General features: G+C 61.5%; 20 protein-coding genes and 1 pseudogene. 14 read left to right on the forward strand and 7 right to left on the reverse strand.

Annotated features, from left to right (window positions below; genetic code table 11):
• Positions 1-109 precede the first annotated feature (109 nt).
• From OIU37_RS23875 to OIU37_RS23900, 6 genes are read left to right on the forward strand one after another with little or no spacing between them, the layout of a single operon-like run.
• Complete coding sequence (locus OIU37_RS23875) at positions 110-2,632, forward strand: hypothetical protein (RefSeq protein ID WP_264258822.1); 2,523 nt, start codon at positions 110-112, stop codon at positions 2,630-2,632.
• Positions 2,633-2,649: 17 nt separating this feature from the next.
• Positions 2,650-3,744 carry a glycoside hydrolase family 105 protein gene (locus tag OIU37_RS23880; protein ID WP_264258823.1) on the forward strand — a complete coding sequence of 365 codons (1,095 nt, stop codon included), beginning with the start codon at positions 2,650-2,652 and terminating at the stop codon, positions 3,742-3,744.
• Positions 3,741-5,105, forward strand: coding sequence for a glycoside hydrolase family 28 protein (locus OIU37_RS23885; RefSeq protein WP_264258824.1), 1,365 nt, complete (start codon positions 3,741-3,743; stop codon positions 5,103-5,105). The genes OIU37_RS23880 and OIU37_RS23885 overlap by 4 nt, the downstream gene beginning before the upstream one ends.
• Positions 5,093-6,199 (forward strand): ABC transporter ATP-binding protein, encoded by a 1,107-nt coding sequence (locus tag OIU37_RS23890; RefSeq protein WP_264258825.1) that lies wholly within the window; start codon positions 5,093-5,095, stop codon positions 6,197-6,199. Before OIU37_RS23885 ends, OIU37_RS23890 begins: the two co-directional genes overlap by 13 nt.
• 2 nt (positions 6,200-6,201) lie before the next feature.
• Entirely contained in the window at positions 6,202-7,197 is a 996-nt protein-coding gene (locus tag OIU37_RS23895) for a carbohydrate ABC transporter permease (protein WP_264258826.1), read from the forward strand.
• Positions 7,198-7,210: 13 nt separating this feature from the next.
• A complete protein-coding gene (locus tag OIU37_RS23900) occupies positions 7,211-8,257 on the forward strand; it encodes a carbohydrate ABC transporter permease (protein WP_264258905.1) in 1,047 nt (348 codons plus the stop codon).
• A 276-nt stretch (positions 8,258-8,533) separates the two neighbouring features.
• Here the strand turns inward: OIU37_RS23900 and OIU37_RS23905 are convergent, their stop codons facing one another.
• Complete coding sequence (locus OIU37_RS23905) at positions 8,534-9,685, reverse strand: ROK family transcriptional regulator (RefSeq protein WP_264258827.1); 1,152 nt, start codon at positions 9,683-9,685, stop codon at positions 8,534-8,536.
• A gap of 275 nt (positions 9,686-9,960) precedes the next feature.
• On the opposite strand from OIU37_RS23905, the gene OIU37_RS23910 reads away from it, so the two are divergent.
• Complete coding sequence (locus tag OIU37_RS23910) at positions 9,961-10,989, forward strand: AraC family transcriptional regulator (RefSeq protein ID WP_240604776.1); 1,029 nt, start codon at positions 9,961-9,963, stop codon at positions 10,987-10,989.
• Positions 10,990-11,032: 43 nt separating this feature from the next.
• On the opposite strand, the gene OIU37_RS23915 is transcribed toward OIU37_RS23910, so the two are convergent.
• Together OIU37_RS23915 and OIU37_RS23920 are read right to left on the reverse strand one after the other, a co-directional pair.
• Positions 11,033-12,112 carry a LacI family DNA-binding transcriptional regulator gene (locus OIU37_RS23915; protein WP_171603782.1) on the reverse strand — a complete coding sequence of 360 codons (1,080 nt, stop codon included), beginning with the start codon at positions 12,110-12,112 and terminating at the stop codon, positions 11,033-11,035.
• Positions 12,113-12,187: 75 nt separating this feature from the next.
• Positions 12,188-12,820: a TetR/AcrR family transcriptional regulator gene (locus OIU37_RS23920; protein WP_264258828.1), complete on the reverse strand. Its 633-nt coding sequence runs from the start codon at positions 12,818-12,820 to the stop codon at positions 12,188-12,190.
• 109 nt (positions 12,821-12,929) lie between these two features.
• Between OIU37_RS23920 and OIU37_RS23925 the strand changes: the two genes are divergently transcribed.
• The 5 genes from OIU37_RS23925 to OIU37_RS23945 all read left to right on the forward strand — a co-directional run bounded on the left by OIU37_RS23925 (position 12,930) and on the right by OIU37_RS23945 (position 21,101).
• On the forward strand, positions 12,930-14,003 hold the full coding sequence (locus OIU37_RS23925) for an efflux RND transporter periplasmic adaptor subunit (protein ID WP_264258829.1): 1,074 nt from the start codon (positions 12,930-12,932) through the stop codon (positions 14,001-14,003).
• Positions 14,000-15,085 carry an efflux RND transporter periplasmic adaptor subunit gene (locus OIU37_RS23930; protein WP_240604721.1) on the forward strand — a complete coding sequence of 362 codons (1,086 nt, stop codon included), beginning with the start codon at positions 14,000-14,002 and terminating at the stop codon, positions 15,083-15,085. Before OIU37_RS23925 ends, OIU37_RS23930 begins: the two co-directional genes overlap by 4 nt.
• The gene (locus OIU37_RS23935) at positions 15,082-18,153 is read left to right on the forward strand and encodes an efflux RND transporter permease subunit (protein ID WP_264258830.1); all 3,072 of its coding nucleotides are present in this window, start codon (positions 15,082-15,084) and stop codon (positions 18,151-18,153) included. The genes OIU37_RS23930 and OIU37_RS23935 overlap by 4 nt, the downstream gene beginning before the upstream one ends.
• A 273-nt stretch (positions 18,154-18,426) precedes the next feature.
• Complete coding sequence (locus OIU37_RS23940) at positions 18,427-19,512, forward strand: alpha/beta hydrolase (RefSeq protein WP_264258906.1); 1,086 nt, start codon at positions 18,427-18,429, stop codon at positions 19,510-19,512.
• A gap of 137 nt (positions 19,513-19,649) precedes the next feature.
• On the forward strand, positions 19,650-21,101 hold the full coding sequence (locus OIU37_RS23945) for an NCS1 family nucleobase:cation symporter-1 (protein ID WP_171603788.1): 1,452 nt from the start codon (positions 19,650-19,652) through the stop codon (positions 21,099-21,101).
• 67 nt (positions 21,102-21,168) lie between these two features.
• On the opposite strand, the pseudogene OIU37_RS23950 reads toward OIU37_RS23945, so the two are convergent.
• Positions 21,169-21,478 (reverse strand): annotated as a pseudogene (locus OIU37_RS23950) (methyl-accepting chemotaxis protein); the annotation flags it as partial.
• 105 nt (positions 21,479-21,583) lie between these two features.
• On the opposite strand from OIU37_RS23950, the gene OIU37_RS23955 reads away from it, so the two are divergent.
• Both OIU37_RS23955 and OIU37_RS23960 read left to right on the forward strand, forming a co-directional pair.
• Positions 21,584-22,294, forward strand: coding sequence for a DUF4272 domain-containing protein (locus OIU37_RS23955; RefSeq protein ID WP_319004757.1), 711 nt, complete (start codon positions 21,584-21,586; stop codon positions 22,292-22,294).
• A 157-nt stretch (positions 22,295-22,451) separates the two neighbouring features.
• Positions 22,452-23,495, forward strand: a complete 1,044-nt coding sequence (locus OIU37_RS23960; protein ID WP_264258832.1) for a magnesium and cobalt transport protein CorA — start codon at positions 22,452-22,454, stop codon at positions 23,493-23,495.
• Positions 23,496-23,527: 32 nt separating this feature from the next.
• Here the strand turns inward: OIU37_RS23960 and OIU37_RS23965 are convergent, their stop codons facing one another.
• From OIU37_RS23965 to OIU37_RS23975, 3 genes are all read right to left on the reverse strand, one after another.
• Positions 23,528-24,295, reverse strand: a complete 768-nt coding sequence (locus OIU37_RS23965) for a phosphotransferase enzyme family protein (protein WP_240604717.1) — start codon at positions 24,293-24,295, stop codon at positions 23,528-23,530.
• Positions 24,292-25,170 carry an MBL fold metallo-hydrolase gene (locus tag OIU37_RS23970; protein WP_264258833.1) on the reverse strand — a complete coding sequence of 293 codons (879 nt, stop codon included), beginning with the start codon at positions 25,168-25,170 and terminating at the stop codon, positions 24,292-24,294. The genes OIU37_RS23965 and OIU37_RS23970 overlap by 4 nt, the downstream gene beginning before the upstream one ends.
• Before the next feature lie 72 nt (positions 25,171-25,242).
• On the reverse strand, positions 25,243-25,632 hold the full coding sequence (locus tag OIU37_RS23975) for a hypothetical protein (RefSeq protein WP_264258907.1): 390 nt from the start codon (positions 25,630-25,632) through the stop codon (positions 25,243-25,245).
• Between the last annotated feature and the right edge of the window lie 47 nt (positions 25,633-25,679).

Genomic DNA, 25,679 nt, shown 5'->3' on the forward strand with positions numbered 1-25,679 from the left:
GTCAAGCTATTTCCTACGCCAATAGCGATGTTTTTGAGCAATTTTCAAAAATCACGCAGCTAAATGACCTAGTGAAAATATTTTCATAGGATTGCGGAGGAGGCGATCTGTGAAAACGGAAAGCATCAAGCAGCCGGGCGACATGGCGCCAGCATACAGCGTGGCCGAGGGGCAGACGGTAACGGCATGGGCCGTTTCCGGCCTCATTGCCAGCTATTTTCCCGGCGAGCCGGCCCCAGCCGAAGATCGCGTGAACTATCGTTTCATCAACGGTTTCGTCGATGTCGGCGACCTGCCTTGCCGCAAGGCCTTCTGGTCGACCATGGTGGGGCGGCCGCTGGCACCCGACACGTCCTGGCCGACCGAAAGCCTCTATCTTCCCGGCTCGAACCGCCGCGTCGAGTTCACCAGCTTCTGGCATGTGCCCACACATGTCAGGCGATGGCTGAAGGGCACGTTCAGGACGGACGCTCCGCGCACGCTCCATCTCGCGCTCAAGACCTGCGGCGGCGTTCGCATCTGGGTCAACGGGCAGGAGGAAGTGCGCTTCGAGCCCTTCAAGCGCAACGTCGAAAGCGCGACTGAGATAACGCTGCCGCTCGAAGCCGGCGACAACGAGATTGTCGTCCATACCGAAGATCTTGCCGAGCGTGACACGACCTGGTTCTTCGAGCTTGAAATGCTGGATGGCGAACCGCTCTCGGTGCTGCTGCCGGTGTCGCTCGACCAGGACGAGGTGCGCGAGCTGGAAGCCCTTTCGCGCGGCGTGCGCCCGGCCCGCGACGTCTTCGTCAACCAGCCGCTGGAAATCATCTTCGACACGGCGCCCGAGCGCGACCTGCCGGTGGAGCTCAAGGTTGTCGGCCACGGCCATGAGCGGCCCATTCTCGCCCATTCGAAACTGGCCCTGCATGCTCATCAGAGCCGTCTGATCGCCGAGGATATCTGCGGCATTGCGGACGGTTATCACGGCATCCATATGACGCTCGGCTCCGGGCCGGGTTCGGTCACCCGCGTCATCGATGCCGCCTTCATGAGCAGCCTTTCGCCATTGCCGACCGAGGCACCGCTTTCCGCCCGCAAGCGGCAGGCGCTGGAATACAGCGCCCGCTTCGGCGCCAACCGCGCCGGGCGCCTGATCGCGATGATGGAAACCGGTCACGACGACCAGGAAAGCTTCGACCGCATCGTCGATGCGACGCTCGCCTCGATCGATGCGCGGGAGGATTGTTCGGACTTCATCATGGTGCCTCTCCTTTGGCTGCTCGGCGCCTATGGCGACCGGATGCCCAAGGCCACGGTCGATCGCATCCGTCGCTCCGTTCTCTCCTACCGCTACTGGGTGGACGAGCCGGGCAATGATGCGATGTGGTTCTGGAGCGAGAACCATGTGCTCTGCTTTCATACCAGCCAGTTGCTGGCCGGACTTCTGCTGCCCGACGAGCTGTTCTCGGCCTCGGGGCGGACGGGACGGCAGCAGGCGGAACTCGCCGTCGGGCGCCTCGGGCGCTGGTTCGACAGCGTCGAGGCCCATGGCCTGGCGGAATGGAATTCGGCCGCCTATTACCCGATCGATTTCATCGGCCTGCTTGCGCTGGAGCGCTGGGCCGAGAGCGAGATCGCCGATCGCGCCCGCGGCCAGATCGATCTCATCTTCCGCATGATCGCCCTTCACACGCTTGCCGGCGTTCCGGCCGGCTCGCAGGGCCGTGCCTACGACAAGGAGCTGCGCGCCGGCCCGCTGACCGAGCTTGCGCCCTTCGCCCAGGTCGCTTTCGACTCCGGCTGGCTCAACAACGGCGTGGCGGCATTGACGATGTTCTGTGCCGGCGGCTACGAGCCGCCCGCCGACCTGACCGAGCTTGCCCTCCTTCCCAGGGGCAGAAACGTCGAGGCGCGTTACAGCCAGGGGCTCGAGAGCGGAAAACTCGTGCTGTTCAAGAACGAGGCGGCGCAGCTTTCGACGGTCGTCGATCACAAGATCGGGCAGAAAGGCCACCAGCAGCATGTCCTCGACATCCGGCTGGCCGGCCATCCGATGGCGAGGTTGTGGGTCAATCATCCCGGCGAGGACGATCCCTGGGGCAGTCAAAGACCATCCTATTGGGCCGGCAACGGCATCTTGCCGCGCGTCGCCCAGCATCGCGACGTCGCCCTCCTGATCGAGGACACAAGCGACGCACGCCATGCGTGGACGCATGCCTATATCGGCCGCGACGGCCTGGACGATCTCATCATCGAAGATAAGTGGCTGATCGCGCGATCGGGCCGGGGATTTTCCGCACTCTGGGCGTCGAACGGCCTGGAATTGATCACCGACGGCCCGACCGCCGGCCGCGAGGCGCGCTCCCACGGATCGCTTTGCGGCTGGGCGGCGATCGTCGGATGCGGCAACGGCGACGCCTTCAAGGCGTTCATCGAACGCCTATGCCAGACGACCGTTTCCTTCGACCCCAAGCTTCGGCGTCTCGCGCTGACGCCGCCGGGCGGCCCGGTGATTGGCCTGTCCTATGCCGACGGTCTTTCGATCGGCGGCGAGGCTAGGCCCTTCACCCACGATCAGCCGCACCCGATCCTCACCCACGATAGTGCAGCCTCCGGCGCCGGCACTGACGGGCCGTTCTACTCCTAAAACATAGGTTTTCCAGCATGAACACAACATCTGTCGATAACGCCGCCCTTCTGACGACGATCGATCGCGTGGCAACGGCTTTCAGCCGGCTCAGGGGCATCAAGGAAGGTCTCGTGACGGGAAATTCCGCCTCCGGAATCCAGTTCGACGAATGGGACTGGGAAGTCGGCGTCGGTCTTTACGGCTTCCTGCGCCGTGCCATTTCCACCAATGATCAAAAAGCGTTGCAGGAACTCGTTACCTGGTATGCCGGCCAGATCGAACGCGGCCTGCCGCCGCGCCAGATCAACAGCACGGCGCCGATGCTGCCGCTTGCAATCCTCGTTCAGCATGTCGACCGTCCCGATTTTCGCGCGCTCGTCGAGGACTGGGCCGAATGGCTCGTCAAGGAGTTGCCCAAGACCGAGGACGGCGGCTTTCAGCACGTCGTCAAGGAGCGCCTCAACGACGGCGAATTGTGGGACGATACGCTATTCATGGCCTGCCTGTTTCTTGCCCGGGCCGGCGTGCTCTGCGAGCGCAGCGAATGGATCGACGAGGCCGTCTATCAGTTCGTGATCCACACCCGCTACCTTTCCGACCCGGTCAGCGGGCTCTGGTATCACGGCTGGACGTTCAACGGCCGGCATAATTTCGCCAATGCCTTCTGGGCGCGCGGCAATGCCTGGATCACGGTTGCCATCCCCGAGCTCTTCGATCTTGTTCCGACGCTCGGCGAGAAAGACCGGCGTTTTCTTTCAAACGTCCTCGTCAGCCAGGTGCGCTCCCTGAAGGAATGCCAGCGGCCGGACGGGATGTTCACGACGCTTCTGGACGATCCGTCGTCGCCGCTGGAAACCTCGGCTACGGCAGGCATCGCCTACGGCATGTTGCGCGCCATCGATGCCGGCATTCTCGACGAGAGCGACAAGGCTTATGCGGAGCGCGCGCTTGCGGCGGTGCTGGCGCAGATCGACGAGGAAGGTGTCGTGCACGGCGTCTCGGATGGCACGCCGATGGGTCATGACCTCGATTTCTACAGGCGCATCCCGAACGTGCCGACGCCTTACGGCCAGGCGCTGACCATGCTGCTGCTGACGGAAGTCCTCCTCGAGAACGGCCAGCGCCAATGAGCCCCGTGTCTCTTGTCGCGATGGAGCCGGCGGATGGCGACGATACGGTCCGCCTGCAGACGGCCATCGATGGCCTGTCGGCTGCGGGCGGCGGACGCGTGGAACTCATGGCTGGCATCCATGTCTGCCGCGGGCTCCGGCTCAGATCCGGCATCGACCTTCATCTGGCCGCCGGCGCGATCCTGCGTCCCGTTCCGGATTACGCGGCCTATGCGCAGACGACGGTTTCGGTGATCGCCGAAAAGTCGGATCGCGGCATGATCGTCGCCAAGGATGCGCGGCGGATCAGCCTGACGGGGGCGGGCCGCATCGAAGCCGGTTGCGACAGCTTTATCGTGGGAGACGACGAGACAGTCGGAACCTTCATTCCGGCCGAATTTCGTCCGCGCGTCGTGGTGTTTGAGGGCTGCGACGAGGTCGAGATCAGCTCCATCCACATTTGCCGCTCGCCGATGTGGACGCTGCACTTCGTCAACTGCACCGATGTCGCGGTCAGAAACGTGACCATCGACAACGACCGCCGCCTTCCCAACACCGACGGCATCGTGCTGGATGCCTGCCGCGGCGCCGTGATCGAGGACTGCACGATATCGACGGCCGACGACGGCGTATGCCTGAAGACGAGCATCGGCCCCGATCGTGTCGCCATCGGGCGATGCGAAAACATTCTCGTTCGTCGATGCTCCGTTCAGAGCCTCAGCTGTGCGCTGAAGATCGGCACGGAAACACATGGCGACGTCACCAATGTCGTGTTCGAGGATTGCAGCGTCTCATCCTCCAACAGGGCGCTCGGCATATTTTCCCGCGACGGCGGCCGGATATCGAACGTGAGGTTTTCCCGGATTGCGGTAGAGTGCCGCGAAACGCTCGATGGTTTCTGGGGCTCTGGGGAGGCGCTTACCGTCAATGTCGTCGACCGTGTCGCCGAACGCACGGCAGGCGCCATCGAAAACCTCATTGTCGAGGACATTAGCGGATACATGGAAGGGGCGATCACGGTCATTTCGACCTCATCGGCCGGCATCCGCAACGCATCGTTGGCGCGTATCGCCATAGACCAGCAGCCGGGGCAACTCGGCACGGCGCGGTCCTACGACCTGCGTCCGACGAACGCCGACCTTTCCCCGAAGGCCGATGGCGGCGGCCGCGCCAATGCCTGGACCCGCGGGTCGGACGGGCGGGTGATCGGTCTTCAGAACTATCCGGGAGGAATGCCGGCCGTCTACGTGGCTGATGTCACCGGGATCTTGATGAACGAGGTGCGGATCACAAGACCGACACCGCTGCCGCAAGGCTGGAACAAAAACGACGCCGTCTTCGAAACGGCGGCACCTGATGGGAGTGGGGCATGGCAGAACTGAAACTTTCCAACGTCAACAAATCGTATGGCTCGGTCAAAGTCCTGCATGACGTCGAACTCGATATCAAGGACGGCGAATTCGTGGTCTTCGTCGGTCCGTCGGGATGCGGCAAGTCGACCCTCCTGCGTGTCATTGCCGGCCTCGAAGAGGTCACCTCGGGTGCCATCGCGATCGGGAGCCGCGACGTCAGCGCGCTCTCGCCGGCCGAACGCAAGATCGCCATGGTTTTCCAGTCCTACGCGCTCTATCCGCATATGAGCGTTCGCAAGAATCTCGCTTTCGGCCTGGAGAACCTGAAGTTCAAGCGCGCCGAGATCGAGGCGCGGATTGCCGAGGCCGCCAGGATGCTGGCGATCGAACCCTACCTGGACCGGCGCCCGAAGCAGCTATCGGGCGGTCAGCGCCAGCGCGTGGCAATCGGGCGGGCCATCGTGCGCGAACCGGATATTTTCCTCTTCGACGAGCCGCTGTCGAACCTCGATGCGGCGCTGCGTGTCCAGACCCGGGCCGAGATCACCAAGCTCCACCGCGAGATCAAGACGACGATGATCTATGTCACGCATGACCAGGTCGAGGCGATGACCATGGCCGACAAGATCGTCGTGCTGCGCGCCGGGCGGATCGAGCAGGTCGGAGCACCGCTGGACCTGTTCGACAGCCCGCGCAATCTCTTCGTCGCGGGCTTCCTCGGCTCGCCGCGCATGAACATCATCAAGGGCAAGGTATCAGGCATCGGCGAAAGCGGCGTCGTCATCGATGTCGGCAATGGTGGCAGGGTTATCAGCGATGTCGATCCCGCCGGCATCGCGGTCGGACAGGCCGTTCTCGCCGGCATCCGGCCCGCACATTTTTCGCGTTCCAACGAGCAGGGCCTGCCGTTCGTCGTCCAGTATCACGAGGGTCTCGGCACCGAGACCTATGTCTACGGCAACCTTGCAGGCCACGACGAGCAGATCATCATTCACGAGGCCGGCCATTTCGCGCCGACGCCTGGCGATCACATCCTGATCGATGCCGCACCGGGGCGGGTTCATCTGTTCGATCCCGAAAGCGGCCTGGCTTTTGCCCGACGGCCCGGACAGGGGAGGCGCTGAACATGGCGGCGCTCAACGCGGGTGCATTGCTGTCCCAGGCAGGCGAAACGGCGATGCGGGTGGTCGAGGCCCCGATCAATGTGATCGAGCGCATCTTCGGCCGCAAACGCATGCCATGGCTGTTCCTGGCGCCGAATCTCGTTCTCTTCGCCATCTTTACCTTCCTGCCCATCGCCATCGCGGTCGGTTACGCCTTCACCGGCGGCACCAATCTTTTCGTCTCGGAGCGGCCCTTCGTCGGCTTGGACAATTTCCGCACGCTGCTTTCCTGCGGCAATTATCTGCAGCCGGGAACCTGCCAGGAATCGCTGTTCTGGACGGCTGTGTGGAACACGCTCTGGTTCGTGGCATTGAACGTCACCGCCACATTGCTGGTGGCGTTGATCACGGCGCTGATCCTCAATCGCGCGATTTTTGCGCGCGGCTTCTTCCGGGCGATGTTCTTCTATCCCGTCCTGCTGTCGCCCGTCGTCATCGGTCTCATCTGGAAATGGTTCCTCGATCGCAACGGGCTCCTGAATGCCTTCTTCCAGATGATCGGCGTTCCCCCTGAAATCTTCCTGCTCGACGTCGGCTGGTCGCGCTTCTTCGTCGTCGTGGTATCGGTCTGGTTTCACATGGGCTTTTACACGCTGATCCTCTTGGCCGGCCTCCAGGCCATCCCCAAGGAGCTTTACGAGGCTGCCTCCATCGATGCGGCTTCGCCGCGCCGCACGCTGTTCAGGATCACGCTTCCCCTGCTGGCGCCGAACCTGCTCGTCGTCTTCATCCTTCTGATGATCAAGTCCGTGCAGATCTTCGACGAGGCCTGGGTTCTGACCAATGGCGGCGGCCCCGGCACGGCCAATAGCTTCATCGTCCAATATATCTACCAGATGGCATTCAGCAGCGATCTGCGTCTCTTCGGACTCGCCTCTGCCGCATCGGTTCTCATGGGACTGGTGCTTCTGGTTCTCACCCTCATACAGCTGCGCCTCGGCAAGCGAATGGAGTCCTGAGATGAACAGCTCTATGAACCCGATCCGCTTCATGACGCGCACGCGCCGGGCCGGACGCATCGACATCACCGATATTTTGTCATGGATCTGGCTGATCGGCGGAACATTGGCGGTGCTCGTTCCCGTCGTCTGGGCCGGCCTCTCCTCGCTAAAGCCGGCGGCTGAGATCACCCGGTTTCCGCCGACGCTGCTGCCGCGCGCCGCCGTCGAACAGACAGTGGCCGGCTTCGATAAACCGCTCAGTCTCTGGCAGGTCACCATCGACGGCCGCTCGCGCGAAATGGCCATGGTGCGGCGCATCGGCCTCAAGGCCCAGATGGTCGATCCTGCAAATCCGGGACAGCCGGTCAGCGTCGACGTGAAGGGGATCACCCCGGTGCAGCATCTGACCGTCGCCACGCAGAATTACACCGATCCGCTGACGCGCTTCAACTTCCTGACCTTCCTCAAGAATTCCGTGTTCGTCACCTTCGTGGCAACGCTGCTGACGCTGATCGTCAACGCCATGGCCGCCTTTGCGCTGTCGAAATACAAATTTCGCGGCGACACGACGGTTTTCGTCATCATCATCTCGACCCTGATGATCCCGCTCGCCGTCGTCATGGTCCCGGCCTATCTCGTCATCGTCGGGGTCGGTCTTGCCGACAATCTCTGGGGTGTGATCCTGCCGACGATCGCCTCTCCGACTGCCGTCTTCCTGCTGCGGCAATATATGCTGACCATACCGGACGAGCTGATCGAGGCGGCGCGCGTCGATGCGGCGAGCGAATTCTGCATCTTCTGGCGCATAATCCTGCCGCTGACGGCGCCGGCTCTCGCAGTGCTGGCGATCTTTTCGGTGCTCTGGCGATGGAACGATTTCCTCTGGCCGCTCATCGTCCTGAACAGCCGCGAGAATTTCACGCTGCAGGTCGGCTTGAATGCATTCCAGGGAGAGTTCTCGGTGCAGTGGCACTATATCCTGGCGATGACGTTCCTCAGCCTGCTGCCTGTCACCGTCGTCTTCCTGTTCCTGCAGAAGTACATCACCACGGGCATCGCCGGAACAGGCATGAAGTGAACGGCGAGGCGTGGAGATAGACCTCCCCGCAATCGCCGAATGACCCATACCACGTCTCCTCCCGGCTGAGGCGCGCCGCATTGAACTTGGTTCATGCGGCGCGTTTCGGTTTTTTCTTCGTGCATGGCTCCCAAAATCGTCGCCCATTTTGTGGGCGGTATGCGCCGCGGCGAGCGTAGCGCTTCCCACTGAGGCCGGCCGCCTCCGCGACCTGATGGGCGGCGGTTTTAGACTATGTTGACATCGATTTCAAAATGCTACGGCGTCCTGCAAATATCACAAAACGGTTTCGAAGAGCGGGATCAGGGCCGCGCCGATTGCACCGGGGGCATCGGTTATCTGTGCCACGGCAAGCCTGGGGACATCGCGTAAGACGCCATGCCGAGGCAGGTTGTTGAATTCTGTCCGTTCGATCAGCATTGTCGCGAGTGAATGCGGAAGCTCGCCGCCAAGGACGATCAATGCCGGATCAAATATTGCGCAGATCGCATTAATGGCTCGATTGTGCGCCGGCGTGACGCGGTCGACCCACTCCGTAACACCATCCCAGTCCATCAGCTTCTCGTTCTTCAGGTCTTTCAGGGTCAAGTTCAAGCGCCCCTTGGCGCGAAGATGTTCAAGCAGGACACCGAGTGCAGGGCGCTCCTCGTAGTCCTGACGCCCGAAGAGAACGGAGAATTCGCCGGCGTTACCGAACTTGCCGCGAAACGGCATGCCTCCGGAAACCAGGCCGCCGCCATAGCCATGAAGATGGGCGATATAGGCGAAATCCGCGACATCCCGGCCAACGCCGAAAATGGCTTCGGCCAAGGCTGCGGTCCTGGCGACATTGTCTGCCCAGACCGGCAGGCCAAGTTGCTCTCCAAGCAAAGGTGCCAGGTCGATCAACGACCAATGAGCGAGCGGCAAGGGGCAATTGAAGGCCGTCTCCAGCATGCGGTGGCCGGCGACGGCCAGGCCGACGCCGAGCACGTCACGCCGTTCGGCGCCCCGGCGGGCAAGCAGCTCTTCGACCGCCGCTTCGATCCGCTCCATTTCAGCGGATAGCGAGGAGCCCGCCTGTGGGATTTCCATTTTTTCCAAAGGCTCGCCGAAACCCATGAGGCAAAGGCCGATCGAACCGACATTCACGGAGATGCCCAGGGTTAAACACCATTCTTTGCGAAGGGTCAGCTCCGGGCTGGGCGGCCCCGGCCGCCGGGTGTCCGAATGGGAAAAGACGAGCATTCCTCGCTCATGAAGCCGCGCGACGATCCTATGCAACGATTGCTGGGTGAGATCGAGCGGTTCTGTCAGGTCGGAGCGCTCGATCCCCGGAGACTTCCAGATCAGCCGCAACAGGTCGCGTTCGTTGCGGGAGGCTACGCGCACGGGTTGCGTGTCTCGCAAAAAATGTGCGGCAACATGGTTTAACGGATCATACTTCATTTTCGGTTCGTTTTGATTTACACTGTGAGTGTGAACCACATTGGGAGGGCATTTTGCTTCTGTCAAACAGGGAATTCGACCCCCGGTTTGCCGGCCCTGCTTACTTCATCGAGGTTAGCCAAGCCAGCCGGAATGACAGCAATTCACGAAGGTGGAGGTGATCGTGCCCCAAGCGTTTAGAAGGCACGATATCGGCGGCGCAGCGATTTCAAACGAGATGGAGCGCTTGATAGGCGGTTAGCCGGTGGGGTGTGGAAAGGGAAACAACCGAGTTGCTGATATCGTTGAGACCCGAAAATACGGCGCGCGCTCCCGAGCGTGAAGCATACGGGTTTGCGCCGACGCATCAAGGCACTGACTTCGAGTCGATGGTTCGAGCCTATTCTGCAGGTTACGGGGTCTTCGGCGCGAAGCCATTGAGCAACGACCGGGCCTTTGCCTGGGCAGCGGAGCTGAGAACAAGTGAGGCATTTAAGGTGCTTCATTCGGTTTATCAGAGCTCCTGGACAATTCGGACACTCGATGAGACGCCGCAACACCTTGCGTTTTACATTCCGCACTCGGGATCCTTTCGGCTGTCCATTGGAAAAAAGGTGGTTGAAAGCGGGCCGGGTCATCTTCTCATGGCCAACAACCACGAGGCTGGCGATCGTTTCATCCAAGGCCCACACTGCTCGGATGCTCTCTTCCTGGACTGGAAAATTGTGAGGCGAATGCTTGTTTCACTGGTGGACACGCCGGTCTTCGAGTCGCTTGACCTCGAGCCCGTTGTGGATCTCGCAACACCGTCAGGTCAGCTTATCGGCAGCCTGGTGCAGACGATCGTGCAGGGCATGCGCAATGACGGTCCGCTTCTGTCTTCACCTCTTGCAGTGGCGGCGATGAGCGAAACGCTTGCTAACCTCGTGATCCGATTTGGCCGCCATCGTCTTTCCAGCCATTTGGAAAAACAGAAAGTGTCGTTGGTCGCGCCGTGGCATGTCCGACGTGCTATCGATTATATGCACGCCAATATCGCAGAGCCGCTCACCATGGCGATGGTTGCCGATGATGTCGGGGTTTCACTTCGCGCGCTGCAAACCGGTTTCAGAGCTTTCCGGGGAACTTCACCGGGCGGCTACTTGCGCACGATCAGGCTGCAAGCAGCCCGCGACCAATTGCGGGATCCGATGAATCAGCGATCCGTCCGCGAAATCTGCGCGATGTGGGGTTTTTCTCATGCCGGCAGGTTCTCTATCATCTACCGCAGCGCCTTTGGTGAAAGCCCGCGCGATACGCGCCTGCGGGCCGAGCGCTTGCGCTAGAGCATGTCGTCCGAAAACCGCCTACACTTTTCGGCGTCATTCTCTAGGAGCGCGGCGGCGCGACACTGCCCCTCAGGACGAGATGGCATCCGAGTTCCAGGCGGTGGGCCGGCCGTTGCGGATCGTTGGCGATCAGTCGCTGTTCGATGAGCGCCAGGGCGGCAGCGCCGAGCCTGTCTGTGGGGACGCTGACCGTCGAAAGCGGCGGACGGCTGAATTCGCCGGGGACGATGTCGTCGAACCCCAGGACTGAAATCGCTTCCGGCACGCGGATGTCACGATCGGCCAATGCCTTCAGGCAGCCGAGCGCCAGATTGTCGGCCGCGCAGAAGACGGCAGTGGCGCCTTTCATCGTGGGATCACGGTCGAGCAGTGCGTTGATGGCAGCCTCGCCGTGCCGGGGTTCATATCCCTCGGCCTCGACGATCATATTATCAGGCACCGGAAGCTGCGCGGCGAAATAGGCATCGGAAAAGCCGTCATACCGGCGCTGGATGGTCGTGCGGCCCTTCCAGGTCAGATGCAGGATGCGGCGATGACCGAGTGCCAGCAGGTGCTCGATGCCGAGCCTCGCCCCGAAGCGGTTTTCGGGCGTGACCGTATCGACCAGCATCGCGGGATCTTCGCCGTTGACGATGACGACCGGCATATCTGGGGAGGCGAGGCTTCGGATCAGTTCCGGCTGATCGTCGTTCAGGACCACGATGCCGTCGGCGCGCTCCGAAAGCGCGATCTGCCTGACCTGGGCGCCGTCGATGCGGCGGCCGGTGCTGACAAAGGGCACGATCCTGATGCCGCGGCGCTCGCACTCCCTGCGAAGACCGTTGAGGATCGTCCAGCTCACCAGGTTGAGGTCGCTCTCCGGAGCGGCATCGTCGGGAATGGCGAGAAGCAGAACACGCAAGGCCGCGATCGTCGCCTTCTTCCGCCGGCGGTCGAGGTAACCCAGGCGTTTGGCCGAATCCAGAACCCTCTCGCGCACCTCGATCGTCAGGGGCGCGGTTCCGTTCAGTGCGTGCGAGGCCGTGCTCAGCGATACGTCAGCATCGCGCGCGACATCCTTGAGATTGACTTTGCGTTCCACTTTTTCCGTCACGAATTGAGGCCGTACCTTCAAGGGCATGGCTAACTCGATGTTTTTACATAAAAACTTGAGAAAAGCTATGTGCCTGGCGCGGTATTTTTCGTCATTCGACGATCAATGAGGTGCGGCAAGCAGGCCGTTGAGCAGCAGGTCGAAATAGGCCCGCAGGAAGGCCTCCTTGTTGGGCGTGGGCACGCGGCGGTCGTCGAATATCAGCCGCAGAACTGTCGTCGTCAGGATGGGCGCGACCACGATTTCGGAGAACTCCACCGGAATTTCGCGAAACTCCCCCGAGGCTACACCCTCCAGAATGAGAGCGTCGACCTTGGCGATGATCGGCTCAATGAACAGATCGTGGTGGCGGTCGATCAGGTCGGGGAACCGGTGTCCTTCGGCAATGACGAGCCGCGTCAGCTCGCGGGTCGTGCGATCCTCGGCGATTTGTTCGTAGAGCAGGCCGAGAATGGAAATCAGCCGATCGGTGGCGCTGCCGCTGAGGCCCTCCGTGATCCCCAGCAGCTCGTGAAACGGCACGGAGAAATGGTTGATCATGGCTTCGAAAAGCTTCTCCTTGGTCTCGAAGTAGACGTAGACCGTACCCTTGGTGACGCCGACCCTGTCGGCAATGTCTTCGACGCGCGTGCCGGTGAAACCGCTTCTCACGAATTCCTCGAAGGCGGCATCCAGAATCTGGATTGGCCGCAGCGCCTTCTGTTCCGCCCGTGTGATCTTCTTCTGAGCTGCCATTTGCCTCGCCTCCCTTGTTGCGCACGCCTCGTCCCTGCGGCACAAAGTTTCATTGACTAATGCGTCAGTCAATTATATAGGAGCTGCCGTTGAGAGCAAGAGGTCAACTATGAGAACCATTCTGGTCGCCACAGCGATCGCATGCGCCATCGGTCTCGGATCATGCAGCGATGAGCGGGGGCCGACTGAGCCAACCCCACGGCAGGTCGGCATCATCGTCGCCAAGCCTGAGCCGCTGGTCCAAGGTGGCGCAATCACCGGAGAAGTCCGCGCCCGTGTCCAGACCGATCTGTCCTTCCGCGTCAGCGGCAAGATCACCGAGCGGCTGGTGGAAGTCGGACAGTCCGTGAAGGCGGGGCAACTGCTTGCGCGCATCGATCCGGAAGAACAGAAGGCAGACCTGGATGTGGCCGCAGCCAATCTTCAGTCGGCTGAGGCCCAGCAGACCCAGGCGCAGCTCGCCTACGACCGCCAGCAGAGCCTGTTTCGAACCCAGGTGACGACGCGTGCCGCACTCGACCAGGCGCAGGAGGCGCTGCTGACCGCGCAGGCATCGACGAAGTCGGCGCAGGCACTCTTCGAAACCGCCCAGGATACTCTGTCTTATACGGAGTTGAAGGCGGACGCCGACGGAGTGATCACCGCCCGCAATGCCGAGGTCGGGCAGGTGGCACAGGCCGCCCAGGTCGTCTTCACCCTTGCCCATGACGGCGACCGGGATGCCGTCTTTGAGGTGGTCGAAAGCGCGTTCCTGCGCCCGATCGACGGCGACGGCACCGTGACCCTTCTGTCGGACCCGACGCAGAAAATTACGGCGAAGGTTCGCGAGATTTCGCCGACGATCGATTCCTCCACCGGAACCATCAAGGTCAAGGTCGCGATATCGAGCGACGCTCCGATCCCGCTCGGCGCTTCTGTCGTCGGAAGATTCAATTACGTCTCGCAGGACGTCATCCAGCTTCCCTGGTCGGCCATGACGTCCAAGGGCGGCAAGCCGGCCGTCTGGATCGTCGATCCCGCATCGTCCGCGGTTTCGGCAAGGGCAGTGGATGTCGCCGGCTACGAGACCGGCAGCTTCATCGTGAAGTCAGGCGTGTCGGAAGGAGATGTCGTGGTGACCGACGGGACCAAGTTCCTCAGGGCAGGTGAAATCGTGTCTTATGTCAAGGAAGCTTCCAAGTGAGTATTCGTCTCAACATAGTCGCACTGATGATGGGCACGGCCCTGATCTCCTCCTGCGCACCGCAGGATGAGGAGAAGGGGGAGGCGCCCCGTCCCGTGCTGTCGATGACAGTCAAGCCGACGTCGGCCTCGAGCTTGAGCCTGACCGGCACGATCGAGCCGACGATCGAGACCGAACTCGGGTTCCGGATTCTCGGGCGGATGATCGCCCGCAACGTCAATGTCGGAGATCTCGTCAAGAAGGATGACGTCGTTGCCGCCATCGATCCGCTGGCGCTGGAGCTTGCCGTGCGCAACGCGCAGTCCGACGTCGAGAACAGCGACGCCCAGCTCAGGAATGCGGTGACCACGGAGCAGCGCCAGCGTGCGCTGCTGGAGTCGCGCTCCGGCACCGAAGCCTCGCTCGAAGAGGCCGAGCAGGCAAGGCGGACGGCGGCCGCCGCCGTCGCCAAGGCGCAGGCCAACCTCGACAAGGCGAAGGAGCAGCTCGGTTATGCGCAGCTTCGGGCGGAATTCGATGGTGTTGTGACGGCGACCTCGGCCGAGGTCGGCCAGGTGGTGTCGGCCGGTCAGACGGTCGTGACCATCGCCCGGCCGGACAAGCGCGATGCTGTGGTCGATGTCCCGCAGGCAGCCGCCCAGAAACTGAAAATCGGCGCACCCTTCGAGGTGACGCTGCAGCTCGATCCGACCATCCGCACGTCCGGGGTCGTGCGTGAAATAGCCCCGGAGGCGGAGACCGCTACCCGCACGAGCAGGACCAAAATCGCGCTCACTAGTCCGCCCGAAGCCTTCAGGCTCGGTTCGGTCATCACAGCCTCGGCAACCATTGCCGCCGATCCGCAGATCGTCCTGCCTGCCTCTGCAATCCTTATCGGCAGCGACGGCCCGAGCGTCTGGATCGTCGATGCGCCTGCCGGGAAGGTATCGTTTCGCCGCGTGAAGGTCGACGGCGACGTCGAAGACGGCGGCACTGTCCGCGTCACTGAAGGGCTCGCTCCGGGAGAGCGGGTGGTCGTGGCGGGCGTGCATAAACTTGAAGATGGCCAGGCCATCAGGATCGACCAGGAGATCAGCCAGTGAAGTCCTTCAATCTTTCCGACTGGGCGCTCGAACACCGTTCGCTCGTCTGGTACTTCATGATCGTCTTCATTCTCGCCGGCGCCTTCTCCTATGTGAAGCTCGGCCGCGAGGAAGACCCGAACTTCACGATCAAGACGATGGTGATCACCGCCCAGTGGCCCGGCGCCTCCGCCGAGGAAGTGACACGGCAGGTGACCGACAGGATCGAGAAGAAGCTCCAGGAACTGGAATCGCTCGACTACACCAAAAGCCAGACCGTTGCCGGCCAGACGACCGTCTTCGTCGAGCTGCTACCGACGACCAAGGCGAAAGACGTGGCGCCGACCTGGCTGCGAATCCGCAACATGATCGCCGATATCCAGGGCGATTTCCCGAGCGGGGTCGTCGGTCCCTTCTTCAATGACCGCTTCGGCGACGTGTTCGGAAACATCTACGCCTTCACGAGCGACGGGCTGACCCAGCGCCAGCTTCGCGATCTCGTGGAAAATGCCCGCTCCGAGGTCCTGACGGTGCCCAATGTCGGCAAGGTCGACGTGATCGGCGCACAGGACGAGGCGATCTATCTGGAATTCTCCACGCGCCAGATCGCAGCGCTCGGCATCGACCAGCAGTCGGTCATCCAGACCCTGCAAGCGCAGAATGCCGTCACCCAGTCCGGCTTCGTCGATGCCGGGCCGGAGCGCATCGCCTTGCGGGTGAGCGGACAGTTTTCCTCGGAGGAGAGCCTGCGTTCGATCAACCTCAGGATCAATGACCGCTTCTTCCCGTTGACCGATGTCGCTACGATCAAGCGCGGCTATGTCGATCCACCCTCGGCACTGTTCCGCTTCAACGGAGAGCCGGCGATTGGTCTTGCCATCGGCATGAAGCAGGGCGCCAACCTGCTGGAATTCGGCGAGGGGCTGGACGCGCAGATGAAACGTGTCGTTGCCGATCTTCCTGTTGGTGTGGATGTCCACCGCGTTTCCGACCAGCCACATGTCGTCGACGAAGCCGTCTCGGGCTTTACCCGGGCGCTCTTCGAAGCGATCGTCATCGTGCTCGTCATCAGCTTCATCAGCCTCGGCCTGCGCGCCGGCATGGTGGTGGCGATCTCCATACCTCTCGTGCTCGCCATCACCTTCGTGGTGATGGAATATTCCGGTATTTCGCTTCAGCGCATCTCGCTCGGCGCGCTCATCATCGCGCTCGGACTGCTTGTCGACGACGCCATGATCGCCGTCGAGATGATGGTAGCCCGCCTGGAGGCGGGCGACGATCTCAGGAAAGCCGCCACCCACGTTTATACATCGACCGCCTTCCCGATGCTGACGGGAACGCTCGTCACCGTTGCCGGCTTCATTCCGGTTGGTCTCAACAACAGTGCTGCCGGTGAATTCACTTTCACGCTTTTCGTGGTCATCGCAGTTTCGCTGATCGTCTCCTGGGTGGTGGCGGTGCTGTTCACGCCGCTTCTCGGCGTTACGATCCTGCCAAAGACGATGAAATCGCATCACGAGAAGAAGGGCCGCTTCGCTTCTATCTTCTCGTGGCTTCTGGGGCTGGCGATGCGCTGGCGCTGGGTCACCATCATCCTGACGGTCGGTGTCTTCGGCCTTTCTATAGGCGGCATGGGGCTGGTGCAGCAACAGTTCTTCCCCAACTCGGACAGGACCGAGCTCGTCATCGACTGGAGCCTCCCCCACAACAGCTCGATCGCCGAAACCAATAGGCAGATGGCCAAGTTCGAAAAGGAGATGCTGGCCGACAACAAGGATATCGATCACTGGACGACCTATGTGGGCCAAGGCGCACCACGCTTCATCCTGTCCTTTGACGTGCAGACGCCCGACGTGTCGTTCGGACAGACGATCATTGTCACGAAAGGGCTTGACGTGCGCGACAAGGTGCGGGCGGAACTGCAGGCCTATCTGACGAAAACCTTCCCCGGTACCGATGCCTTCGTCAAGCTTCTCGACATCGGTCCGCCGGTGGGCAAGCCGGTTCAGTACCGGATCAGCGGCCCCGATATCCAAAAGGTCCGCGATCTCTCCCAGCAATTTGCCGGCGTCATCGGCACGCATCCGTTGCTGTCGAATATGGTGCTGGATTGGAACGAGCCCTCCCGCGTGGTGAAGGTCGATGTCCTGCAGGACAAGGCGCGCCAGCTCGGCGTATCCTCCGAAGACATCGCCACCGCCCTCAACGGCATCGTCGAAGGCTCGACAGCCACCCAGATCCGTGACGACATCTACCTGGTCAATGTCATCGGCCGGGCCAAGGCATCCGAGCGCGATTCCATTCAGACGCTGCAGAATCTGCAGCTCTCCACCTCCAACGGCAAGGTCGTGCCTCTCTCGGCCGTGGCGAATTTCCGCTACGAACTCGAGCAGCCGACGATCTGGCGTCGCGACCGGCAGCCTACCATCACGCTCAAGGCTGCCGTCATCGGTTCGACGCAGCCGGCCACGATTGTCGACCAGCTGAAGCCCAAGGTGGAAGAGTTCCAGAAAAACCTTCCGGTGGGATACAAGGTGGAAGTGGGCGGTGCGGTCGAATCCAGCGCCGAGGCTCAGGGGCCGATCGCAGCGGTCGCTCCGCTGATGCTGTTTACGATGGCGACGATCCTGATGATCCAGCTGCAAAGCTTCAGCCGCCTCTTCCTGGTATTCGCCGTCGCGCCGACGGCCCTGATCGGCGTGGTCGCAGCACTCTTGTTGAGCAATGCGCCCATGGGCTTCGTCGCGATCCTCGGCGTGCTGGCGCTCATCGGCATCCTGATCCGCAACTCCGTCATCCTGGTCGTCCAGATCGAACATCTGCGAAGTGAAGGAATGGCGCCCTGGCAGGCGGTCATAGAGGCCACCGAACACCGAATGCGGCCGATCATGCTGACGGCGGCGGCCGCCACCCTCGCGCTGATCCCGATCTCGCGCGAGATCTTCTGGGGGCCGATGGCCTACGCCATGATGGGCGGCATCGTCGTCGGCACGGCGCTCACCCTGCTGTTCCTGCCCGCACTTTATGTCGCATGGTTCCGGATCCCGCGGGATGAAGGCGTCCAGGCCAATGCCGCGGCGGAGGCATGAGGGTAGGCTTCGACGGCTATCGCCTACGGCCGCCGCAGCGGCCGCTGCAACACGGCCGTGAGATAACGGTGGGATGGCGAAGGCGATGCCATCCCACGCCGGAGTGGGAACGACATGCCGGTTGAGGAGAGGGGCAGAGCCATGCGGCCCGAGAGTTTTTGGTTTCCGGGGAACGGATCGATGACGGAACGATATTCTCCGGTACTGCCAACGGCAGGGCTTCAGGGGCTCCTGAAGACAGTTCCGGCGGTCATCGTTGCGGTCAGCCTCGCGATGCTTGCCGGATGCGCCACGAGACCATCGCCGGATGTCTTGAAGCCCGTTCATCTGAGTGGGCCGGTCCATTCGGAGGCGGCTCCGGACAGGGTGAGCGTGCTGGCTGCGACCAACAGAACCCCCGACAGCGTCCGGGGCGGGTTCGGCAGTGCGTGGGCCGAGAACCCAACCTACGAGCAGTACGAGTTTTCGGTTCCTCCCGGCAGGAAGGACACCGCGATCACTTACCCCAGCGCGAAGCCGGATCCGGAACGGCAGTTTGCCGTCATCGGACGCAAACCGTTGCCAAAAGACGCTTTCGTCCAGGAGGCACTCGCCTCCATGCGGCCCGACGGCACCATCGGCATCTTCGTGCATGGCTACAACTACAGTTACCAGGAGGCGCTCTATCGCACCGCGCAGATCGCCGCGGACGCGAAAATACCGGGCGCACCGATCCTGTTTTCCTGGCCTTCGGCCGCCGCCGTCGCCGGCTATGTCGGCGATCGCGATGCAGCACTCTCCTCGCGCAGCGACCTCGATTCGCTCGTCACATCGCTTTCGGCGTCCGGCAAGGTGAAACGCATCATTCTTTTCGGCCACAGCATGGGCGGGTTCCTGGTCATGGAAACGGTGCGCCAGCTCAAGCTGCAGCATCGCGACGACGTCATCGCCAAACTGGCGGTCATTCTGGCCGCTCCCGACGTCGACGTCGATGTCTTCCGCTCCCAGTTGAAGGATATCGGACGAATGCCGATCCCAATCTCCCTTCTCGTTTCGAAGGACGACCGGGCGCTGGTGGCTTCGAGCTTCATCGCGGGCGAGCGGCCGCGCGTCGGACGCCTCGATATCGACGATCCCGTCATCAGGGAGGCTGCCTTGAAGGAAAGGCTTCGGGTCATCGACATCACGTCGATCCACGCATCCGACGGGCTGGGGCATGACCGCTACGCATCGCTCGCCAAGTTTGGAGCGCAGCTTGCCTCCTTCGAAAGCGGGAGGCGGTCGAGCGCCGGTGACGTTGGCGCCTATGTCTTTGATGCTGCGGGCGCCGCGGTCGCAAGTCCGTATCGTCTGGCCGGGCGTGTCGTCGGCTCGCAGTGAGGTGAGAGCGGCGATGGCTAATCCTCAGGCATCGTCAAGAGATGTGTACAATGTGACTATTAAATTGTCAGCTGCACAAATGAAGAGCAGACTTCCGCCTGTGGCCGATTTGGCCTCAAGGACATGGGAGGGCATTCATGAGCGTACGAAATCCGTCTCCCTCGTTATACAACGAGGATCTTGCGCCCGCCGAGGAGCGCAAATGGGGTGCATTCAGCATCTTTAACGTCTGGACATCCGACGTCCACAGCCTGTGGGGCTATTATCTGGCGGCGAGCCTGTTCCTGCTGTGCGGCAGCTTCGTCAATTTCGTCATCGCCATCGGCATCGGATCTTTGGTCATCTTTCTTCTGATGAGCCTGGTCGGCAATGCCGGCGTGCGTACCGGCGTCCCCTTTCCGGTTCTGGCGCGCGCCTCCTTCGGCACGTTCGGGGCGAATGTTCCGGCACTGGTCCGGGCCGTGGTCGCCTGCTTCTGGTACGGCGCGCAGACCGCCGCCGCATCCGGCGCCATCGTTGCCTTGCTGATCCGCAATGAAAGCCTGCTTGCCTTTCACCAGAACAGCCACATGCTCGGCCACTCGACCCTCGAACTCATCTGCTACGTCATCGTCTGGGGTCTGCAGCTGCTGATCATTCAGCGAGGGATGGAAACAGTTCGCAAGTTCCAGGATTGGGCGGGTCCCGCCGTCTGGATCATGATGCTCATCCTCGCGGTCTATCTGGTCGTCAAATCAGGCACCTTTTCCTTCGGTTCCGAGATCCCGCGCGACGTGTTGATCGAAAAGACCAAGGATGCCGGCGTGCCGGGCGAGCCTGGCTCCTTTGCAGCCCTTGCCGCCGTGGCCGCCACCTGGATCACCTATTTCGCAGCGCTTTACCTGAACTTCTGCGATTTCTCGCGTTACGCGACGAGCGAGAAGGCGCTGCGGAAAGGCAATCTCTGGGGGCTGCCGATCAACCTCCTGGCCTTCTGCCTCGTTGCAGGCGTCACCACCACGGCCGCATTTACGGTCTACGGCGAGGTCTTGCTGCATCCCGAAATGATATCGGCGAAATTCGACAGCTGGTTCCTGGCGCTGCTTGCGGCGCTGACATTCGCGATCGCAACGCTTGGCATCAACGTCGTGGCGAACTTCGTGTCGCCGGCCTTCGACTTCGCCAATGTCTTCCCGCGCCAAATCAACTTCAAACGCGGCGGATATATTGCCGCATTGATCGCTCTCGTGCTTTACCCGTTTGCTCCATGGGAGACGGGTGCTGCGCATTTCGTCAATTTCATCGGATCGACAATGGGACCGATCTTCGGCATCATGATGGTGGATTACTATCTTATCCGGAAGAGCCAGCTGAATGTCGAAGCGCTCTACCATGAAAATGGCGAGTTCCGGTTCCAGAACGGATGGCACGGCAATGCCTTCATCGCATTTGCGGTGGGGGCGCTGTTCTCCTCGATCCTGCCGACCTTCACCACCATCCTGCCGGCATGGTGGGGCACCTACGGCTGGTTCTTCGGCGTCGCGATCGGCGGGGCGATCTATTTCGTGTTGAGAATGGGCGCGCGGCGCAATCCGGCCTTTGCGTCCTGACCGAATGAAAAGCGCCCGGCAATCGCCGGGCGCCTTTTTATATCGGGGTTTCCTGTCGCCGCCCGTTTCAGCGTCGAGCGGCAACCGCATGCACGGCCGCACGGGCCATGGGCTGCGCCATCGTTCTCGCCGTCGAGCGAAGGGCCGAGGACTGACTGACCGCATCGTCGAGCCTGAACTGGGCGATGAGTTCGCGAAGTTTCTGGGCTTCCTGCGCGAGAGAATCGGTCGACTGCTGCACCATGGTTGTGTTCTGCTGCGTGGTCCATCCGGTTGACTGCGACGTTGACTTCGCTGAGGCCGATGGATTGCTCTTTCGCAGAGGTGGCGATCGAATCCATATGGTGATTGATCTGGGTGATGAAGCTGCCGACGGTGCATTTACCAGTTTTCCGGAAAATCGCCGCCGCCTTCGTGCTCGGGCTCCCGCTAAAGCAGGAAAATGCCTATCGATGCGGCGTCAGGGATGACAGGAGCCAGAAATGATGAAGCGCATATTTTCCGCCCTTCTCGCATTGATCCTTCCGATGCAGGCAGCCGTTTCGCAACCCGCCGACGAAGCGGGGGCACGCAAAGCTCGGTCTATCGCCCAGCTTCAATCGGAAGGTGTGCCGACCATCGATCATCTGCCGACCATCGAGCCCGAGAGCGAGAGCACCCGCCGAAATACCAAGGCTGTCGTTCAGCGCACGATTGCGCTTGCGATCGTCGCCGTGAAAGGCGAGACCGGCGACCACGAAATGGGTCAGGCTCTCATCCGGCAGTTCGACGCGGCAAGTTTTTTCACCCCGAAGGAACGGGCGTTCATGGACGATCCCGATCCCACGGATCAGGACCGGACGAATTTCGCCTGGCGCTACGAGGGCGTGCACGTCATGTTGTGGGCGCTCGGGATCAGCTCCGATCTCCAACGTCCCGACCATATTTGCGACGTGCCATTCATTGCGAACACCCTGCGCGAGCTGGGGACGGACGGGCTGATGCGTCGCGCCAGGCTTCGTCCGCAGAAAGAGCTCCTGGACGCCGCCGACCTCATTTACCGCTATGAATGGGCCGCCGTGAACGCGCGGCTGAAGGGAGAGGAGCCACCTGCCGGATTGAACAAGGGCGTGGTTTACGAACGGCATTACGCCCTCAACTGGCTGATTGGCTACATGGACCAGGATTGGGACGATATTTCCACGGACACGTGATGCTACGCTGGCGCCTGGCCACGGCGGGTCAGACCCCGCACCGACGCGGTGATGCATGTTTTACGAAATAGCATTATGATCGGCTGAGCGCCTGACCGGCGAAGGGATTGGCCCGCGGATATATGATCCCGCGCGCGAATGGAGAGGATAGCTGGATTTGGAACGGCTGAAGGATCTAGAGAGTGCTCGTGAGCGGGCAGGTGGCGGTTCCACATCGCCTCCGTATGAACGGCCGGGCGTCGTGGCTGCCGCCGTTTACCAGCATGGGCAACGCATTCGCGACATCAGGATAGAAGAGGCCGGCGAATGGCGGGGTCGGGAGAATGCCGTCGTCTGGATTGGCCTGCACGAGCCGGATGAAGTGCTGCTGCACCAGGTTCAGGCCGAGTTCAATCTCCATGCCCTGGCGATCGAGGACGCAGCACAGCCTCACCAGCGCCCGAAGCTGGAGATTTATGGGGACGCGATGTTCATCGTCGCCCGGACCGCCCATATGAAGGATGACGAAATCATCTTCGGCGAAACGCATTTGTTCGTCGGTCGCGGTTACGTCGTATCCGTTCGCCACGGGGATTCGTCCTCCTATCTGGCGGTGCGGCAGCGATGCGAGGCCACGCCGGCGGCACTTGCCCACGGCGAGAACTATATTCTCTATTCCATCCTCGATTTCATCGTCGACAACTACATGCCGGTCATCGAGGTCGTGCAGGAGGAAGTCGAGAAGCTCGAGGATCTGGTGCTGCGCCAACAGCTGGAGAAGTCCGATATCGAGCGGCTTTACCTGTTGCGGCGCAAGCTGCTGCGGCTGCGCAATGCTGTGGTGCCGCTGGTCGACGTCTGTCGGCGGTACGAGCATATCGATCTTCCCGGCATGGACCCGACGCTCCAGTCGCTGTTTCGCGATGTGACCGATCATGTGCGCCGGGTGCAGGAAGATATCGACGCGTTGCGCGAGGTCCTTGCCTTCGCCTTCGAGGCCAGCGTGATGATCGGCCAGACGGAGCAGACGGCGATCGCCCGCAAGCTCGCCGCCTGGGCGGCGATCCTCGCCGTTCCCACCGCGATAGCCGGTATTTACGGGATGAATTTCAACGACATGCCGGAATTGAAATTCCAGTATGGCTATTTCGTTGTGCTCGGCGTTATCGCCTTCCTGTGCCTGTTCCTCTTCACTTTCTTCCGTCGGAGGAAGTGGCTCTAGATATGAAGCCTGAGGCGCTTGGCGAAGGCGCGTCAGCACAGGGTTTTGAGCAGCCGATCCCGATGGCTTCGAACATAGTCTATATCGCTTAAATACAGCCGGGCATCTCCTGCATTGACGTCCTCGACGAATGTTTCATTTCCGGCCGCCGCACTTGCCTGCATGAAATCGACGAGCGCCTGAAGCCGCCGGCAGATCATCTCGGGGAGCTGGAGCCGATCTTCCCCTGTCGCCCCATATGCCGTGCAGAAGATTTCCGCCCGGCGCAGCTGTTCGTCGAGGCCGAACACGTTTGGATTGGCGGGATCGGAAAGCGGCGCCCAGCGGTAAACTGAATAGGCCAGATCCCATAGGCGCGGTGCGGGATGGGCGGTATCGAAATCGATGATCCCGACAGCTTCATGGTCTGCCGTAGCGACGTTGTAGGGCGCATAATCGCCGTGGCATATGATCTCGCACGGTTCCTGCGGCGGCAACATCCATGTCTGGATCTCGCGATCCGATTCGAGAAACCCTTGAGATGCCGAGTGAAAATCGCGCAGAAGCCTGGCTGCTGAAAGCAGCATGCGTTCCGATCCGACAAATTGGTCGCTTAGATCTTCGCAGACGCGCCCGCTGACATAACTGACGACTTCCTGGTTCTCGGTTATCTCGATAGGATCCGGCGCTCCCGGAAAGCCTCTGCTCCTGATATGGCGCAAAAACCGGTGGACCGTCGGCGTCCATGCGCCGGAAGGCCTGATCACGGTGTTGCCGTCACGCCAGATCTGTCCGGCTCGCCCGCCCTCCAACAGTTTCACTGTCCGGCCTTTTCGATATGGGCCTGAACCGTGGCGCCGAGGTTTGTCTCATGGCATTTCCGATAGAAAGCCACCACGTCGGAAGGCATTCCGTCGGGGATGGGGACGAAGTCTTCAAGCCGCAGGCCGCTCGAGCTGCCGAGTTGCGGATCCGCCAGCCGGCTTTCGCTCAAACTGCCGACACGATCGGCCAGGGCCTGGAAATAGGCGAGGTTCTCATCCACCGCCGAAGGGGAGTATGTTCGGCCGTGCGCAGGGATGACCAGTCTGGCATTGAGGTCACGTATCCGTTCGAGCGAGGAACGGATCAGGCGAAGGTCGCCTGCAGTTTTGCTCCAGACTTCGGGAATGGGGTATTCCACCGCGTCGACGGCCAGGCAGGTGCGAAGTTCGGGAATCCATACGGCGACATGATCGGGTGTGTGTCCCGGCGTATGAATGAGCTCCAGCGTCAAATCGCCGCCGTTGAGGGTCATCGAGCCGGCGAACGTGATATCGGGACCGATGATGTCGACATTCCGAAACCTCGACTCCTGGCTCGCCTTGTCCCTCAGGACTTCGCGTGCGGAAGGGTCGCGTAAACGGTCGAGCGCGGCGGCATGCGCGATAATGGGAGCGCGCCCGGCTATGGCGGCATTTCCCCAGAAGTGATCCCAATCCATATGCGAATTGACGACGACCAGCGGACGAGCCTCGGCTCTTTCCTCAAGCAGATCCAGCGCCATCCGGCATAGCTCGGGCGTGCCGAGCGTATCGATCAGAACGTTGAATCTCTGGGTCCGGACAAACACGGCATCCACTTCGTCGCCGACCCTGATGATGACGATGCTATCGTCAAGTTCGGGATATGAACACAATTCCACCGATGCATTCACGTCTGGTCGCCTCTATTGCAATCGCAGTGATCTCATCCGGATATATCAAATCACGTTCGGGCGCCTGCTCTTTCAGGGCGAGGCGGGATCTGTGGCAGCTTTCGTCTGATTTGGTCTCTGCTTCACGGTGACGTGTACGTCCCAGCCTCTCATCACCGTGTTCGGCACGGCGATCGTGCATATCACCATGACGCTCCGTTTCGAGCGGCCAAGGCTCTTCGGCGTACACTGTGTTTCGAGCGGGACCGCACATCGTGGAACCAGTGTCTTCAGGTTGGGCTCCAGCACCTCCCATTGCTGATGCCCCTCGGCGTTTTCGTGCCAAATGAAGCGCCTGGCCTCCTCGCGGATTTCGAACAGGCCATGCGTGTGCTCCGTGGAGCGATCGGTCTCGATGCTCCAGGAAGCCAGGCCGAAGGCGCAAGCCGAAAGGGCAGCGCCAAGGAGTATCGATCGAAGCAATGGTGCGCCGTCAGCAGCCAAATGAATCACCCTCCCGGGAGGCGGAA

Origin of the sequence: Rhizobium sp. BT-226 (genome assembly GCF_025847085.2) — a bacterium.
Classification (GTDB): Bacteria; Pseudomonadota; Alphaproteobacteria; order Rhizobiales; family Rhizobiaceae; genus Rhizobium; species Rhizobium sophorae.

Coding starts and splice junctions, on each gene's coding strand:
- OIU37_RS23915 (WP_171603782.1), bottom strand. CDS start 12,112: ATGCCCTTGAAGGTACGGCCTCAATTCGTGACGGAAAAAGTGGAACGC.
- OIU37_RS23945 (WP_171603788.1), top strand. CDS start 19,650: ATGAGCGTACGAAATCCGTCTCCCTCGTTATACAACGAGGATCTTGCG.
- OIU37_RS23940 (WP_264258906.1), top strand. CDS start 18,427: ATGCTTGCCGGATGCGCCACGAGACCATCGCCGGATGTCTTGAAGCCC.
- OIU37_RS23890 (WP_264258825.1), top strand. CDS start 5,093: ATGGCAGAACTGAAACTTTCCAACGTCAACAAATCGTATGGCTCGGTC.
- OIU37_RS23885 (WP_264258824.1), top strand. CDS start 3,741: ATGAGCCCCGTGTCTCTTGTCGCGATGGAGCCGGCGGATGGCGACGAT.
- OIU37_RS23895 (WP_264258826.1), top strand. CDS start 6,202: ATGGCGGCGCTCAACGCGGGTGCATTGCTGTCCCAGGCAGGCGAAACG.
- OIU37_RS23925 (WP_264258829.1), top strand. CDS start 12,930: ATGAGAACCATTCTGGTCGCCACAGCGATCGCATGCGCCATCGGTCTC.
- OIU37_RS23900 (WP_264258905.1), top strand. CDS start 7,211: ATGAACCCGATCCGCTTCATGACGCGCACGCGCCGGGCCGGACGCATC.
- OIU37_RS23920 (WP_264258828.1), bottom strand. CDS start 12,820: ATGGCAGCTCAGAAGAAGATCACACGGGCGGAACAGAAGGCGCTGCGG.
- OIU37_RS23955 (WP_319004757.1), top strand. CDS start 21,584: ATGATGAAGCGCATATTTTCCGCCCTTCTCGCATTGATCCTTCCGATG.
- OIU37_RS23880 (WP_264258823.1), top strand. CDS start 2,650: ATGAACACAACATCTGTCGATAACGCCGCCCTTCTGACGACGATCGAT.
- OIU37_RS23905 (WP_264258827.1), bottom strand. CDS start 9,685: ATGAAGTATGATCCGTTAAACCATGTTGCCGCACATTTTTTGCGAGAC.